Origin of the sequence: Magnetovibrio blakemorei, from assembly GCF_001746755.1 — a bacterium.
Classification (GTDB): domain Bacteria; phylum Pseudomonadota; class Alphaproteobacteria; order Rhodospirillales; family Magnetovibrionaceae; genus Magnetovibrio; species Magnetovibrio blakemorei.
The window spans coordinates 44719-60663 of record NZ_MCGG01000055.1 but is presented as its reverse complement, the minus strand read 5'-3'; the positions used below and the strand labels follow the sequence as shown (position 1 = coordinate 60663).

The window sequence follows — 15945 nt, the reverse complement described above, 5'->3', positions numbered from 1 at the left end:
TATCGGTGCCCAGGGGAGGCGAAGTAAAGACGATTTAGGGGGCGTTGCCCTAGCCACTAAAGTGTTTCAGGATCGTCTGATATGCAAGGGCGATTTCTTTGAACGCCTCTTCCGCCTCCTTGCTGCCGCCGTTGGCGTCGGGATGGTGGCGTTTGACAAGCTTCTTATAGCGCGCCTTTAAATCTTCGATGGTGATGGGGGGCGACAGGTCAAGGATCGCATAAGCCTTGGCTTCCGGGGTGTCGGGGTGGAAAATGCGATTTTTTCTTTGATCTTGGGTATGCCCCGTTGCATCGTTAAACAGGCCAAAGTCGTCTTGAATGCGCCCCCCCGCGGCAAAAGCGCGGGCCTTCGCTTGGTCGGCCTTGGAGCCCAGCTCCCACGTGGGGCGTTGCCAGACGGTATCGTTTTTGATGACGGCTTCGACTTCTTCGTCGGTGAGGCCGTCAAAATAATTCCACGCCTTATTGTGTTCGCGGATGTGGTCGTCGCAATACCACACATGACTGCCCATTTCGCGCGGTGATCGGTGGGTGCGAAAAGTGCCCTCTTGTGAGCAGCCTTGCCGATCACAGACGCGCATACTGGGCGCTTGTTCCGTACGAGCACGCTTGGAACGCGTTTTAAACGGGGCGTCTAGCCCAGGTTTGCGTGCTTGGTTGGCCATATTTTAACTATGGGACTTCCGTGTTCGTCATGCAAGCTGCACACACCTGCGTGCATAAAGACGCACGATAGGGGGCGTTGAGCTGCATTGGGTCTTGATCTTGCGGACAAATACCTTACTTCTCTTTCCAGGAACAGCCCTATTGAGGATGACATTATGCGCGTGTGCACGACCATCGAACAAAAATTGACGGCGGCATTAAGCCCCGAGCACCTTGAAGTTATTGATAACAGTGCCAAGCATGCTGGCCATGCCGGTGCGCACCCCAGTGGGGAAAGCCATTTTGCCGTAACCGTGGTCTCCAGCGCTTTCGAAGGTCAAAGTCGGGTACAGAGGCAGCGCATGGTGTATGCGGCCTTGGCCCAAGAAATGACCGCTCAAATTCATGCTTTGGAACTGAAGACGTTCTCTCCAAGCGAAGTTAAGGAATAAATGGGCCTTTAAAGCGTTATGGCGCGATTATGGGGGCAAATTTTCTGAACAAGTGCATTTTGTTATTATAAAAGGTTGACGAGTAGATAATATATACAATTGAAAAGTGCGTTGCATGTCCGTATTGTTGGTTTGTTACATCGGTGGATATCGCTTGTCGCGTGATCGATGTGGATGGGGAAAGCATGTTGCTTTCCAAACATTGAAACAATCAATAATGAGGCTCGCGCAGGTATGAATAGCCGTCTTCAAAGCAGAAACGTGTCCGTAAATGGCCATCGCACCAGCTTGCGTCTAGAAAGAGATGTCTGGGAGGCGCTCGAAGAAATTTGCGAACGCGAAAAGATGACCGTGCATGAGACCTGCACTCACGTCGACCAGCACCGCAAAGGCTCTAGCCGGACGGCGGCAGTTCGGACCTTTATTCTCGGCTACTTCCGCGCTGCGGCGTCCGATGCCGGGCATGCGCGTGTGGGGCATGGACGTCTGGCAAAGCGGGAGCGGAGCCCGAAATCCCAGGGTGTGGTCCGCACAGGCTCATTGTTAGACTGATGGCATTGCGCCTTTGGTCCGGTGTGTTTTGTTCTTGAGGACTATTCTTCTTCAGGGGCGAATGCGTCGTAGCGCGCTTCGTCAATGTCGATGTTGAGGACTTCCAACGCGGTTTCCAACAGGTCTCGCATGGACACCACCGCAATGACCCGACGGTCCATGTCGATAACCGGCAAGTGACGAATGTTGCGCGACAGCATCAATTCGATGGCATCTAAACAACTGTCCGTGGGGCGCAGATGTTCAGGATTTTCCGTCATGATATCGCTCAATGGCGTGTTCAGTGGGTTGAGCCCACATGCAAGAACGCGGTGAGTGATGTCGCGTTCGGTCACAATGCCCAGCAGGCGCTGGTTTCCATCCGTTACAGCGATGGCCGCAATGTTGTGCGTGCTCATGGCCTGCACGGCGGTGTGAACGGAACTGGACGTGTTGAGCGCCACAACGTCTTGGGCGGACACAACGTCGGGAATGATGCGCCGTTGCATGACAGAGGTTCTCCCCATTTGGGTTGTCTTCCTTCCGAACTGATCAGCCGCCATTATGCTCTCATAAAGAATGCTGCGCTGCACTTTTTTACAGAATTATTTGGTGAAAGTCATGTGCTGTTTGATAACACCAATGGTTCCAGTCTTTTTTCGAGCTAGGGCGCAGTATCGTCTTTGACGGGCGGCGTGATGCGTATGGTTTTGATTTGGTGGTGATAGCGCCGCATAATTTCAAAGCGGAACCCAAAAAAGCGGAACGATTGCCCAACGTCGGGAATGCGCCGGGATTCGTGTAAGATCAATCCGGCGATGGTAGCGGCTTCTTCGTCAGGCAGTTCCCAGTCGAATTGACGGTTGAGGTCGCGAATGGTGACGTCGCCTTGAACCACCAAGGTGCCGTCGGTATGGATGTGCACACCGGGCACGAAGATATCGGTTTCGTCGTCGATCTCACCGACAATTTCTTCGAGCACATCTTCAAGGGTGACGATACCCAACAGGCTGCCATATTCATCGACGACCATGGCGAAGTGTTCGCGCCGCGCACGAAACGCCTGCAATTGATCCAAAAGCTGCGTGGATTCGGGAACGAACCACGGCTTGGCGGCAACCGAAAGGATGTCGAGGTGCTCGAGTTTTTTAGGATCGTTGGCGTGTTCACGCACTTCGCGCAACAGGGCTTTGGCGTGCAAAACGCCGACGATGTTGTCCGGTTCATCACGCCATAAGGGCAGACGGGAATAGGGGCTTTCGAGCACTTGGGTGATGATGCTCTCAACCGGATCCGTTGCATTGATGGCGCTGACGCCTTTGCGATGGGTCATGATCTCGCCGACTTGCACATCGGCCAAATCGAGCACGCTTCTCAGCATAACCCCGGATTCTTTATCTTCACCCTGGGCGTGGCTGGCGTGCAGTTCAATGGCACCGCGCAGCTCAGCCGTTGACGAATGCAGGCCGTCGGACGCGTGGGGGTCTACGCCAAACATGCGCAACAACAAGCGCACGATGATGTTGATGGTTTTGACGAACGGCAGCAACACGATGACCAAAATATTGATGGTCGGCACCACCGCCAGAGCGGCGCGATTGGCATGGCGAATGGCATAAGTCTTGGGCAGAATTTCCGAAAAAATGAGCACCAGCAATGTCATGCCCACCGTGGCCAGGACCACCCCGGCCTCGCCAAACATGGTCATCAACAAGCTGGTGGCCAAGGCGCTGGCCAAGATATTGACCAAATTGTTGCCCAGCAAAATGGCGCCGATCAGGCGTTCTTTGTGATGGCGCAGCTTGTTGATCAGTTGGGCGCGGGGGTTACCATCTTTTTCCAACTGGTGCATCAGCGGGCGCGAGGCGGCCGTTAATGCGGTTTCCGATCCGGAAAAAAACGCAGACAAAATCAACAAGACAAAAATAGCGGCGGCGACGTAAATCATGCCTTTAGATGTTCCTCATCAGATTTTGTTTTTCAGCCAGGTATCGAGCAGTTCGCGGACGTCTTTGTTTTGCACATCGCGCGAAATAAACGCCTGACCAATGCGGTTTGCCAAAATAAACGTGAGCTTACCGTCTTCAACTTTTTTGTCGTGGCTCATGTGTGCCATCAAGCGATCCACAGTCCAATCGCCTGCGTTCAAGCGACGTAGATCCGTGGGCAATTTCAGGGCGTCAAAGTGGGCCAACATGCGGCCAAAGTCTTGACCGGGGCAGAGGCCTAAGCGTTGGGACAAGTCAAATGCCATGACGGTGCCGATACTGACGGCTTCCCCGTGCAACAAAGCATCGCCGTATCCGGTTTCGGCCTCAAGGGCATGACCAAAGGTATGGCCCAAGTTCAACAAGGCGCGTTTGCCGCCTTCGCGCTCATCTTCGGCCACCACGCGGGCCTTGGCGGCACAACTGGTGAGAACCGCGTGGCGGCGTTTGTCCATGTCTCCGTCGATCAACGCCTGGGCGTGATTTTCCAGCCATTCGTAAAAATCAGGTGAATCGATCAAGCCATATTTGACCACTTCGCTGTAGCCCGCCAGCAGTTGACGGCGGTCCAAAGTGTTTAAGGTCGCGGTGTCAGCCAACACCAGTTTGGGCTGATAAAACGCGCCCACCAAGTTTTTGCCGTGCGCCGTATTGATGCCGGTTTTGCCCCCCACCGAGCTGTCGACTTGGCTCAGCAGTGTGGTTGGCACTTGGATAAAGGCCAAGCCGCGCAGAATGGATGCCGCCGCAAAGCCCACCAAATCGCCCATGACACCGCCGCCCAGCGCGATCAACGTGGTGGAGCGTTCAATCCCCAACGCCAAAATGCTTTCACACAGCTTTTCAAATTGGGCAAAGCTTTTGCTCTGTTCGCCAGCGGGCAGGGTGATGGCGTCAACGCGAATGCTTGCGTCTTTTAAGGATTTCGTCAGCGGGGCCAAATAATGAGCGGCGACGTTTTCGTCGGTGACGATGACGACCCGGGGGCGCGCCAGAACCGGGGCAATCCATTTGCCCGCATCCTTGATCAGGCCCGCCCCGACGACGATGTCGTAGCTCCGTTCGCCTAATTCAACGCGCAAGGTTTCCGTATCTTGTGAAGGGGCTGTGCTCATATGTCGTCTCGGTCCTGCAAAGCTTGAATGATCAAATCCACCGCGCCGTCGTGGCTGAGCTTGTCGGTTTCAATGGTGACAGTGGCTTGTTCATATATGGGATAGCGGTCATTGATCAGCTTTTCCAGCGTCTTTCTGGGGTCGCCTTGTTTTAACAACGGTCGCCCACCCCGTCTGGAGGTGCGTTCCACCAACGAATCCAACCCGGCTTTGAGCCACACGGATGTGGCGGATTGTAAAATGCGTTTGCGAACGTCGTTATTTATAAACGCCCCGCCGCCAGTGGCCAGAACCATCGCCCCCCCATTTAAGAGGCGATCGAGCACGCGTTGTTCGCCAGCGCGAAATTCCTGTTCACCGAAAAGTTCGAAGATATCTTCGATGGAGCTGCCCGCAGCCTTTTTAATTTCGTCATCCGAATCGATAAAGGGCACCGATAAGCGTTTCGCCAAGCGTCGCCCGACAGTGCTTTTGCCTGCGCCCATCAAGCCGATCAGGGCGATGGGGCGGGTGATCTTGGGCACGTTGGGCAAATTTGACTCTCCTTAAACATTTTGTGGGCTATCTTAGGTCTTCGTTTTAGGCTTTCGGGGGCAAAGTCCTCTAGAAAGCTGGAGGCTGAGCCGATACACTGCCGAAAAATCGCCATACTCGGAACCTAGCATATCGTCTCGGAACCGCAAGATAACCCGCCCCCTCCTGTGCATTTTCCAGGGGACCGTAAATAAAGGTAAATCGATTTCATGGGTAAGATGTCCGCGTTTATTCTGTTTTTGTTGCTGGCCGGCCTCGTTGGCGGTGCTGGTTGGCTCGCCACTTGGGACATTCCAGCACCGGTGAGCACCGTAGAAAAGGTGATTCCCGATGAACGCTTCCCCCGTTAAGCCGACCTTGCGCATTCAGCGCACCTTGCGGGCGGTATTAGCGGGTGGTGCCATTTTGGCCTGCCTGCCTATGGCGGCATTTGCTCAAGACGCGGCTGAGGATTTGATCGCGCCCATTCAATTGGTGCCGCCAGCGGGGGGACGTGCCAACCCACCCGCACGCCCGGCCCCACTGCGCCCCGCCCCTACATTTGGTGCACCTGCATTTGGCAAGTCCCAGCAAACGCGTCCCACCGATGGCGTCATCGCTGTCGAGGGTATCGACATGAACGGGTCGAACCAACCCGTGATCGGTCGTTCAGTCGAGTCGCAAACGCTGGGTTCAGTCAATCCAGACGTTGCGGGTGTGCTCAGCGATGCCGACGGGGGGTTGGGTTCGGCGATGTGGCAAGGGACGCCGCTTTCGGTGATCGAGACCTTGCTGCCGCAAGTTCCGGTGACGACGTCTTCGATGGCGATGCGCGATTTGATGCGTCGGTTGCTGCTGACCGGGGCTGATGTGCCGGAAGGCGGGGAATCCGGTTCGTTGATTTCGCTGCGTGCGGGTTTGTTGTCGTCCATGGGCGATTTTGTCGGCGTTAAGTCTTTGTTGGACGTGGTACCGGGTCGCGCCGGAAATGCCAATTTGTTGCGCGTAGACGTCGATACCCGGTTTTTAACCGGAGACGTCGCTCGCGCGTGCCAACTAACCCATGCGTATATTCAAGAACAACGCACTGAATACTGGCAGAAGGCCTTTATCTTTTGCCAAGCGGTGGAAGGCGATGGCGCTGCTGCGCTGCTGGGCCTTTCGTTGTTGGAAGAGCAGGGCGTAACGGACCCCGTGCTGTTTAAGCTGGTTGACGCGCTGGCACATCAAGGCGATGCCGCGTTCAAGGCCCCGGTCATTGATAGCCTTGCGAACCCGACGCCGATGCATTTGGCCTTGGCGCGGGTTGCCAAAACGCAATTGCCCTCAGATGTGATTTCGTCGAACCGCCCCAGTGTGCTGCGCGCCATTGCGATCAGCCCCAATGCTTCGCCCGAATTGCGCTTGGAAGCGGCGGAACGCGCCGAATCTGCCGGGGCGTTGCCGGTTGATGCGTTGCGTCAATTGTATGCGAGCATCAGCTTTTCCGAAGATGAGTTGCAAAATCCACTGACCCAAGCCGTTCAGCTCAGCGGGCCGATGAGCCGCGCCTTGTTGTACCGCGCGACGTTGATGCAAACGGTGCCCGCCGCGCAAGCTGAAGCTTTGCACCGGGCTCTTGAAATTGCCCGTGAAAACGGTCGTTATGCGTCTGCCGCACGGGCCTTTTTGCCGCAACTGGGCCGTGTTCCCGCCACTCAGGATCTGGTCTGGTTCGCCCCCGAAGCCATTCGCGCGTTTTTGATCACCGGCCGTCACGGGGATGCGCGGACGTGGTTTGAGTTGCTGCAGGTTGCCGCAAGCCGTGATCCCAATATGGCTGCGGAACTGGAAGCCTTGATGCCGGTTGCGCGATTGTCCGGGTATGATGGCGCGTCTGATTGGACCATGGAGCGTATGCACGCCTGGTGGCTTGCCGTTAAACACACCGAAGGCGCACGGGACAAAGCCGTTACCTTGGCGGCGACCTTGGATGCGTTGGGGGAACCTGTTGGCGATGAAATCTGGGCCGACTTGATTGACGGCACGTCTCATTCGGCCATGTTGGCACCGTATCCGTCTCATTGGTTCTTGTTGGATGGGGCTGCGTCCAAGGGCCGGGTTGGGGAAACGATTTTGCTGGCCCTGGTCGGTTTGGGCGACGGCGGGCCGGCGCGAGCCGATCCCATTGTTTTGAATCATATTTTGCGGGCGTTGCTGGCCGTTGGTTTGGAAAAAGAAGTCCGCACCATGGCGTTGGAGGCGGTGGTCGCCGCCGGGTTGTAACAACATGGGGCGACGGCGCAAACTGACGGACCCGTTGCCACGTGAAGCTGAGATGTTTCTCGAAATGTTGGTGGCGGAACGCGGCGTGGCGTTGAACACGCTGGAAAGCTATCAGCGCGATTTGGGCGATTTTTCGGGGTTCGCCAAGTCTCAGTGCACGGTCCCTGCCCAGGCCAGCGCGGACCTCATTCGCAAGTACTTGAAACATATGGATTCAACAGGCATGGCGGCGCGCACCCAGGCGCGGCGCTTGTCCGCGTTGCGTCAGTTTTTCCGATTTTTGTATGCCGAACGGTTGCGTCCAGACGACCCCACAACGGTCATCGACAGCCCTAAAATTGGTCGCGCCCTGCCCAAGTATTTGAGCGAGGCAGAAGTCGACATCTTGCTTCAGTGCGCCGCCGAACATCCCGGTGCCGAAGGCAAGCGGTTGGTGGCGCTGATGGAAATTCTCTACGCCACGGGCTTGCGGGTTTCGGAATTGGTGGGGCTGCCGCTGCGCGCCATGTCCCGGGACGGCTTGATGCTGATGGTGCGTGGCAAAGGCGAAAAGGATCGCATGGTGCCGCTGTCGGAGCCCGCCAGCGACGCCATTCAAGCCTATATGGAGGTCCGTGACCGCTTTGCGCCCAAAGGCAGCAAGGGCTCGCTGTATATGTTCCCGTCGCGCGCCAAACAAGGCTTTCTGACCCGCGCACGGTTCGCGCAGATTCTCAAAGAATTGTCCGTCGAAGCCGGACTGGACCCGCGCCGGGTGTCGCCCCACGTTCTGCGCCATTCCTTCGCCAGCCACCTGCTGGCCCACGGCGTGGATCTGCGCGCCCTGCAGCAAATGCTCGGCCATGCTGATATCTCCACCACTCAAATTTACACCCATGTGCTTGACGAACGTCTGAAACAGCTCGTCAACAGCGTTCACCCGCTTGCTTTAGGTCATTGAACTTAAAGCACAATTCAATCCATTTCGCACCTGCACAAAAAAGACGTGATTTCTCCGTCGACGTTCGCTTAAATGGGGCCTGGCTTTACGCAAACCAATCCACAAAAATATTGGAGACCTCCCATGAGTTTTACCGTACCCGAACAGGCCCCGGCGCGTTTAAACCGGTCCGAGTTGGCTGTGCCCGGTTCTTCAACCCGCTTTCTGGAAAAGGCAGCGGGCTCAAACGCCGACATGGTGTTTTTGGACTTGGAAGACGCCGTCACGCCGTCTGACAAGCCCCAAGCGCGCAAAAACATCATTGCCGCGCTGAATGATTTGGATTGGTCGGGCAAGACCGTGTCGGTGCGCATCAACGGTCTCGATACCCATTACATGTATCGTGACGTGGTGGACTTGGTTGAGCAAGCGGGCGACAAAATCGATTTGATCATGATCCCCAAGGTCGGCACGGCGTCTGACGTCTATGCGGTGGACATGCTGGTGACGCAGATTTGTGCCGCCAAGGGCTTCACCAACAAGATCGGGTTTGAGATGATCATCGAAACCGCGCTGGGGATGCAAAACGTCCACGAAATCGCCGCCGCCAGCCCACGCAACGAATCCCTGCACTTCGGCGTTGCCGATTATGCGGCTTCGACCAAAGCGCGCACGACTGCCATTGGCGGGCCGAACCCGGGCTACGGCGTGTTGACCGATGCGCTGGACGATGCGGGACGGCGTGATTTCCATTGGGGCGATATGTGGCATTACGCCATTGCCCGCATGGTGGTTGCGGCCCGCGCCAACGGCTTGCGCCCCATTGACGGCCCGTTTGGCGACATCAAGGATTTGGACGGCTACCGCGCCCAGGCCATGCGCGCGGCGATTTTGGGCTGTGAAGGCAAATGGGCTATTCACCCCACCCAAGTGGACGCCGCCAACGATGTGTTCAGTCCGTCTGATGCGGAAGTGGCCAAGGCCAACGCCATTTTGGCTGCCATGGAGCAGGCGCAAAAAGAAGGCAAAGGCGCGGTGACGCTGGATGGTCGTTTGATCGATATTGCCTCGATCAAGCAAGCCGAAGTCATGGTTCAGACGGCGGCGGCCATTAAAGGTCGCTAACAGATTGCCTTTTGGGGCCAAGAAAAATGACAACACGCCGCCGGGAACGCCCGGCGGCGTTGTTTTTGCACTTCTTTCACCCCAAATCTCGTGCTAGAAATCGCCTATGCATCATTATCTCGAATTTGAAAAACCCATCGCTGAGCTGGAAGGCAAGATTGAGGAGCTTCGTCATCTGACGGGCACCGAAGTCAACATTGCCGAAGAAGTGGCTAAGCTTCAGACTAAGGTCGAAAAGCAGCTCTCACAGCTCTATTCAAAGCTGACGGCTTGGCAAAAAGCCCAGGTGGCCCGCCATCCGGACCGCCCGCACGCCGTCGATTACATCGAAACCCTGATCGATGACTTCACGCCCTTGGCCGGTGACCGCTTGTATGGCGAAGACGCCGCCGTAGTGGGGGGATTGGGGCGCTTTCGCGGTCGTTCCGTGATGGTGATTGGCATCGAAAAAGGCAAAGACACCGAAAGTCGGGTGAAGCACAATTTCGGCATGGCCAAGCCCGAAGGCTATCGCAAGGCGCAACGCCTGATGCTCATGGCCGATCATTTCAAGATGCCGGTGATCACCTTTGTCGATACTTCCGGCGCGTTTCCGGGTGCCGACGCGGAAGCCCGCGGTCAAGCCGAAGCCATCGCCAAATCCATTGAAGTCAGCTTCCAACTGCGGGTGCCGTTCATCTCGGTCATCATCGGTGAAGGCGGTTCCGGCGGCGCGATTGCGCTGGGTTCGGCCAATGCGATTTTGATGCTGGAACATTCCATTTATTCGGTGATTTCGCCGGAAGGCTGCGCGTCGATTTTGTGGCGCGACGGCACCATGAACAAAGAAGCCGCCGAAGCCTTGCGGCTCACCGCCCAAGACCTGATCGAACTGCGCACCATCGACGCCATTGTGCCCGAACCTTTGGGCGGCGCACACCGCGACCCCATCGGTGCCATGGGGGCCGTGGCCGATGAAATCCAACGCCAATTCGACGCCCTGGCGCCGCTCGACGGCGGCCAACTGCGCGCCAAACGGCGGGAAAAGTTTATCGACATGGGCAAGGTGGGGTTGGGCTAAGGCGCACCTCGCTTCGAAAAAAAACAAAAGGCCGCCTCGCAAAAATGTGAGGCGGTCTTTTTTGTCTTTGCAGCAGGCTAAGACGTAGATCACCGGGTCAAGTCCGGTGATTTGGAAATAAGCTTAGCTCACCTTACCGTGACACTGCTTGAACTTCTTCCCAGATCCGCATGGGCACGGTTCGTTGCGTCCGACGCGGCCCCAGGTGCTGGCGTCTTCGGCGTCGCGTGGTGCGGGTGCGTGGCCGCGCAACAGGCGTTGGGGGTCGGCGGCGGCCAGGGGGTCGTGGGCCAATGCCGGGTCTTCGTGGGTTTCGGTCATGGACGCCGGGCCATGGGGGGTGAGGCCTTCGGGCGGCATCATGCGCAGCTCGACATGTGACAGCACCATGGTCACGCGCTCGCCGATGTTGGTCAGCAATTCTTCAAACAAACCAAAGGCTTCGCGCTTGTATTCATTGAGCGGGTCTTTTTGTGCGTAGGCGCGAAGTCCGATGCCTTGACGCAGATGATCCAAGGTCAACAGGTGGTCTTTCCACAGTTGATCAAGGATCGACAAGTACAGATTCTTTTCCACATCACGGATGACTTCTGGGCCGTATTGGGCCACTTTTTCCGCCATTTTACGGTCGGCGGCATCCATCAAACGGTGGAGAATTTCTTGATCCGCGATGCCTTCTTCCTTGGCCCAATCGGTGAGCGGAAGGTCGAGACCGAACAGGCGCAGCGCTTCTTCATGAAGCATCGCCATGTCCCATTCTTCAGGGTAGGCCTTGGGCGGAATGGCGCGCGCAACCAGGGTTTCGATCAAGTCGTGGCGCATGCCGATGATGTCGTTGGAGACATCGGTGGCGGCCATGAGTTCTTTACGCTCCGCATAAACCACTTTGCGCTGGTCGTTCATGACGTCGTCGAATTTCAACAAGTTTTTGCGAATTTCGAAGTTCCGCGCTTCGACCTTTTGCTGGGCCTTTTCCAGCGCTTTGTTGATCCACGGGTGGATGATGGCTTCGCCTTCTTCCAAACCCAATTTGACCAACATGCTGTCGATGCGTTCCGAGCCAAAAATGCGCATCAGGTCATCTTGCAAAGACAAGAAGAACACCGACGCGCCGGGATCGCCTTGACGTCCGGTACGACCGCGCAACTGGTTGTCAATGCGTCGACTTTCATGGCGTTCGGTGCCGACGATGAACAGCCCGCCCGCTTCCAAGGCGATGGCTTTGTTCGCGGCGATTTCTTTGGTGATGTTGGCAATCGCAGCTTCCCGATCCGCCCCTTCGCCGAGCTCAGAGAGTTCGCGTTGAATGCGCAGTTCCTGGTTGCCGCCCAACTGAATGTCGGTGCCGCGTCCGGCCATGTTGGTGGCGATGGTGACTGCACCAGGCAAGCCGGCATCGCCGACGATAAAGGCTTCTTGTTCGTGGTGACGTGCGTTGAGCACGTTGTGCTTGATGCCCTTGGCCTTCAACATGGAGGACAGTTCTTCGGATTTTTCAATCGATACGGTGCCGACCAAAACCGGTTGCTTGCGGGTCTGGCAGTCTTCGATGAGCTCAACGATGGCGGTGTATTTTTCAGCCGCGGTGCGGTACACGACGTCGTTTTGATCGTCACGAATACACGGGCGGTTGGTGGGCATTTCGACCACTTCAAGCTTGTAAATTTCTGAAAACTCACCCGCTTCGGTCATCGCCGTTCCGGTCATGCCTGCCAGCTTGGGATACATGCGGAAATAGTTCTGGAACGTGATCGACGCCAGGGTCTGATTTTCGTTTTGCACGGTGACGCCTTCTTTGGCTTCCAGCGCCTGGTGCAAGCCTTCGGAATAGCGCCGCCCTTCCATCATGCGTCCGGTGAACTCGTCAATCAGCACAACCTTGTCGTTTTGCACGATGTAGTCGATATCGCGCAGATGCATCTTGTGGGCGCGCAGGGCCTGGGTGACGTGTTGAACCAACAAAACGTTGGCCAAGTCGTACATGGAGCCTTCGGTCAACAAACCAGCATCGCGCAAGATGACTTCCACATGCTCGTTGCCGTCTTCGGTCAACGTGATGGATTTGGACTTTTCGTCTTTTTCATAGTCGGCATCGACCAGCTTGGGAATCAGCTTGTTGATGGCTTTGTACATGGCCGAAGAATCTTCTGCGGCACCGGAAATGATCAACGGTGTGCGGGCTTCGTCAATCAAGATGGAATCGACTTCATCGACGATGGCGAAGTTAAAGTCGCGCTGAACCATTTCGCCCAGGGTGAACTTCATGTTGTCGCGCAGATAATCAAAGCCAAATTCGTTGTTGGTGCCATAGGTGATGTCGCAACCGTAAGCGGCTTGGCGCTCCTGGTCCGACAGGCCGTGGACGATACACCCGGTGGTGAGGCCCAAAAAGCTGTAAACGTGGCCCATCCATTCGGCATCGCGTTTGGCAAGATAATCGTTCACCGTAATGACGTGCACACCCTTGGTGCTAAGTGCGTTCAGATAAACCGCCAAGGTCGCGGTGAGGGTTTTGCCTTCACCGGTTTTCATTTCTGCGATTTGGCCTCGGTGCAAGACGATACCGCCCATCAATTGCACGTCGAAGTGACGCTGGCCCATGACCCGTTTGGCGGCTTCGCGCACGGTGGCGAAGGCATCGGGGAGAATATCGTCTAAGCTTTCCCCCGCGGCGATTCGGCCTTTCAGCCACGGCGTGCGAGCTTTGAGCGCGTCATCCGTTAAGGCCTGCACCGTCGGCTCCAACGCATTGATGGCTTCGACCGATTTTTTCAGCCCCTTGATGTAGCGGTCATTGGCAGAGCCAAAAACCTTTTTGGCGAGCGCGCCGAGCATGGATGCGGATACCTTAGACAAGGGTTGAAATGTAGGGAGCGCAATTTATAGAGCGCAATTTCCCCCAGCGGTGACAAAGAATTAGAGAGGCCGGACACGTCTGTCAACGCATGGCCGTCCCAGATGGTCATTTTTCCCAAAAAATATCCGTGCCGGAGGAAATGAAATACCTTAAAAGCACTTCAATTTAAATTGTAACTTGACAGTTTGAAGGGATTGCCTGAAACTTAGTTTATTCAAAAGGGGCAGCCAACTGCCCCTAAAAAAAGGACTTTATCGTTCCGGTATCGCAATGAACGGCGTGGTGTTTGCGTACTGAAACGGCTTTTGGCGAAAAAGTTTCCCGCGTTTGGGGGGCAAATCGGGGAAAGGACGATATTCATGTCTAAAATGTTTGATTTTAGCAAAGTTCGTATCGTTCTGGCTGAACCCAATAGTGATCTTCGCGCCGAGTTGAAAGACCGATTGCATGAGTGGGGCGCGAAAAACGTCGTGACCACGGGCAATATGGCGCGCATCGTCAGCACCGTAAATGCGGGTGAGGTTGACCTGATCATTGCGGATACGTCATTGCCTGAGGGGGACTTTAATGACTTTGTGAAAGACTTGCGCTTTGGACGCCACGGCAAGAATCCTTTTTTGGTGGTGGTCACGATGGTGAATAACCCGAGCCGTGAAGCCGTTCATCGTGCAATCAACTCGGGCACGGATCACGTTCTCGCCAAGCCATTTGCCGCACAGGCCCTTATTGACCGGATTGACGAGCTCACGCAGTCTCGCAAGCGTTTTGCGGTGACGGCGGATTATATCGGTCCAGACCGTCGTAACACACACAGAGACGGCGCTATGGTTATAAATTTGGTCGATGTGCCCAATCCCCTTCATTTGCAGGGCGGCGGCGAAAGCAATACGGCTCAAATCAAACGCGCCATTGAGGTGGCCAAACACAAAATCAATGAAGAAAAGGTCCATCGCAACGCCTATCAATCGGTGTGGCTGTTGGATTCTGTCATGCCTGAAATTGTCGCTATTCGAGATGGCTTGTGCCTGGATGTGCCGGTCAACCTTCAGCGTCTTCAGGTCGTGGCACAAGATACCTGTCAGCGCATCAAAGGTACCCGTTTTGCCCATGTCGCCGGGATATGTTTGACCTTAAACGATTTGGCGGATCAAGCCATTAAGGAAGGTCTCAGCGATGACGACTTTAAACTGATGGGACGGATGGCGGAAATCATCGAAAATGTCTTTGATCCCGACCGCTGCACGACGGCAGAACTTTACCAGCGCCAAAGTCGAATCTCGGCAATTGATGTTTTTGACAATAATGATCAGAGTGAAATGACCCGCAAGACCCTCACGCCGCGTGAATTGGCGTCTATCGCCGTTCGTTAGATGAAGGTGAGCAGGGCTTGGTCCTGGGGTTAGTCCCTAGAAATTCAATGTAATTTTGACGCTGCCGTAGCGATCTGATTTATCTTGGGTGGTGAATTCTCGACTGCGTTGAACGTGGCTCAAGTCGAAGCGAAAGCCAGGTGTGCCCCACGGGTCAAACTTGGGTACATTGATCATCACGCCAGCACGACTCTCCATAACCAAAGGCTTGCGTTTAACATTCGGCTCCCCTTTGAAGGTGTTGCCGTCGAGAAAAATGTCGTGGGCGACGGCGCGTGCTTCAGTCCCGGCGTATAGGGACCACATAAAGCTGCTGGAAGGTTTATGGGGAGGGTCAAAGGTGCCGTAACTGGTGCCAAAGTCTTGTGATAAATTTCCGCCAAAGCGCAGGGTGGCGCCCACGGCGGCCCCCGTTTTGATGTTGCCAAGCTGCCCCGTGGTGTGACCGATGAGATCAAAGCCGGTGGTGTGGGGGAGGGCATTTTGCCCCCAAGGTGCCCAAGTTTGAGTGCGAAGCTTTAAGGTGCGAGACAACAACAGCCCCGGTTCCGTGTCGATCTGGTAGCGCCAGCCATTTGATTCAGAAACGTTCATAAGACGATGAATCCAGTTTTGCGTTTCACCTGCGCGTGATTCTGGTCCGACGACGCCGATATCCAGTTCCAGCGTGTCGAGCTGGTCAAAACCACCAAATCCGTCTTGCCGTTCACTTTGTACCGTTGCGGCCAAATAGGTCCAGCCGGCATATGGGCGGTCTTGGGGATCTGGAACGGTGGAGTTCGTGTCTTCGGGTGTATACATTTCCTGACCGAAGGCCCAACCAACGCGGCGCGATGAGGCAGAGGTATCGTCGAATCCGCCAACGCCGAACCAATCGATCAAAAAATCAGTGGTATTGGTGAGTTGAAGTATGGGGTCCGTCGGCACATAGCTAAAGCGCACGCCGTTGGTGTAGTGACGGTCGGTGTCGGCGATTTTGTCATTATCGAGTTGGAATAGAAAATCGCCAGCGTGCAGTGGTGTCACGTGCCCCAATACGGTGATCAGCACACACGATAAAGCAAAAAATGGAGGGAGAAAACGCGCCATGAGCTTCAATTTAT

General features: G+C 55.6%; 15 protein-coding genes. 8 read left to right on the top strand and 7 right to left on the bottom strand.

Features of this window, described 5'->3' with window-relative positions; all coding sequences use genetic code 11:
• Nucleotides 1–49 precede the first annotated feature (49 nt).
• On the bottom strand, nt 50–667 hold the full coding sequence (locus tag BEN30_RS14210) for a J domain-containing protein (protein WP_084005597.1): 618 nt from the start codon (nt 665–667) through the stop codon (nt 50–52).
• Between the two features lie 156 nt (nt 668–823).
• On the opposite strand from BEN30_RS14210, the gene BEN30_RS14205 reads away from it, so the two are divergent.
• Nucleotides 824–1099: a BolA family protein gene (locus tag BEN30_RS14205; RefSeq protein ID WP_069958988.1), complete on the top strand. Its 276-nt coding sequence runs from the start codon at nt 824–826 to the stop codon at nt 1097–1099.
• A gap of 168 nt (nt 1100–1267) precedes the next feature.
• A complete protein-coding gene (locus BEN30_RS18025; protein ID WP_322091075.1) occupies nt 1268–1651 on the top strand; it encodes a ribbon-helix-helix domain-containing protein in 384 nt (127 codons plus the stop codon).
• A gap of 41 nt (nt 1652–1692) precedes the next feature.
• Here BEN30_RS18025 and BEN30_RS14200 read toward each other — a convergent pair whose 3' ends face one another.
• The 4 genes from BEN30_RS14200 to BEN30_RS14185 form a co-directional block, all read right to left on the bottom strand.
• Nucleotides 1693–2157, bottom strand: coding sequence for a CBS domain-containing protein (locus tag BEN30_RS14200; RefSeq protein ID WP_170827073.1), 465 nt, complete (start codon nt 2155–2157; stop codon nt 1693–1695).
• 137 nt (nt 2158–2294) lie between these two features.
• Nucleotides 2295–3578 carry an HlyC/CorC family transporter gene (locus tag BEN30_RS14195; RefSeq protein WP_069958986.1) on the bottom strand — a complete coding sequence of 428 codons (1284 nt, stop codon included), beginning with the start codon at nt 3576–3578 and terminating at the stop codon, nt 2295–2297.
• 18 nt (nt 3579–3596) lie between these two features.
• The gene (gene aroB / locus BEN30_RS14190) at nt 3597–4733 is read right to left on the bottom strand and encodes a 3-dehydroquinate synthase (RefSeq protein WP_069958985.1); all 1137 of its coding nucleotides are present in this window, start codon (nt 4731–4733) and stop codon (nt 3597–3599) included.
• The gene (locus tag BEN30_RS14185) at nt 4730–5257 is read right to left on the bottom strand and encodes a shikimate kinase (RefSeq protein ID WP_245649062.1); all 528 of its coding nucleotides are present in this window, start codon (nt 5255–5257) and stop codon (nt 4730–4732) included. The genes aroB and BEN30_RS14185 overlap by 4 nt, the downstream gene beginning before the upstream one ends.
• A 219-nt stretch (nt 5258–5476) precedes the next feature.
• Here BEN30_RS14185 and BEN30_RS18710 point away from each other — a divergent pair, with 219 nt between their 5' ends.
• The 5 genes from BEN30_RS18710 (at nt 5477) to BEN30_RS14165 (ending at nt 10615) form a co-directional block, all read left to right on the top strand.
• Nucleotides 5477–5617 carry a hypothetical protein gene (locus BEN30_RS18710; RefSeq protein WP_170827072.1) on the top strand — a complete coding sequence of 47 codons (141 nt, stop codon included), beginning with the start codon at nt 5477–5479 and terminating at the stop codon, nt 5615–5617.
• Entirely contained in the window at nt 5598–7511 is a 1914-nt protein-coding gene (locus BEN30_RS14180) for a hypothetical protein (protein ID WP_069958983.1), read from the top strand. The genes BEN30_RS18710 and BEN30_RS14180 overlap by 20 nt, the downstream gene beginning before the upstream one ends.
• Nucleotides 7512–7515: 4 nt before the next feature.
• Entirely contained in the window at nt 7516–8451 is a 936-nt protein-coding gene (xerD, locus tag BEN30_RS14175) for a site-specific tyrosine recombinase XerD (protein WP_069958982.1), read from the top strand.
• Between the two features lie 123 nt (nt 8452–8574).
• Entirely contained in the window at nt 8575–9555 is a 981-nt protein-coding gene (locus BEN30_RS14170; RefSeq protein ID WP_069958981.1) for an HpcH/HpaI aldolase/citrate lyase family protein, read from the top strand.
• A gap of 106 nt (nt 9556–9661) precedes the next feature.
• Nucleotides 9662–10615 (top strand): acetyl-CoA carboxylase carboxyltransferase subunit alpha, encoded by a 954-nt coding sequence (locus BEN30_RS14165; RefSeq protein ID WP_069958980.1) that lies wholly within the window; start codon nt 9662–9664, stop codon nt 10613–10615.
• 123 nt (nt 10616–10738) lie between these two features.
• Here the strand turns inward: BEN30_RS14165 and secA are convergent, their stop codons facing one another.
• The gene (gene secA / locus BEN30_RS14160; protein ID WP_069958979.1) at nt 10739–13450 is read right to left on the bottom strand and encodes a preprotein translocase subunit SecA; all 2712 of its coding nucleotides are present in this window, start codon (nt 13448–13450) and stop codon (nt 10739–10741) included.
• 381 nt (nt 13451–13831) lie between these two features.
• Here secA and BEN30_RS14155 point away from each other — a divergent pair, with 381 nt between their 5' ends.
• On the top strand, nt 13832–14842 hold the full coding sequence (locus BEN30_RS14155; RefSeq protein ID WP_069958978.1) for a response regulator transcription factor: 1011 nt from the start codon (nt 13832–13834) through the stop codon (nt 14840–14842).
• A gap of 36 nt (nt 14843–14878) precedes the next feature.
• Here BEN30_RS14155 and BEN30_RS14150 read toward each other — a convergent pair whose 3' ends face one another.
• Nucleotides 14879–15931: a lipid A deacylase LpxR family protein gene (locus BEN30_RS14150; protein ID WP_069958977.1), complete on the bottom strand. Its 1053-nt coding sequence runs from the start codon at nt 15929–15931 to the stop codon at nt 14879–14881.
• Between the last annotated feature and the right edge of the window lie 14 nt (nt 15932–15945).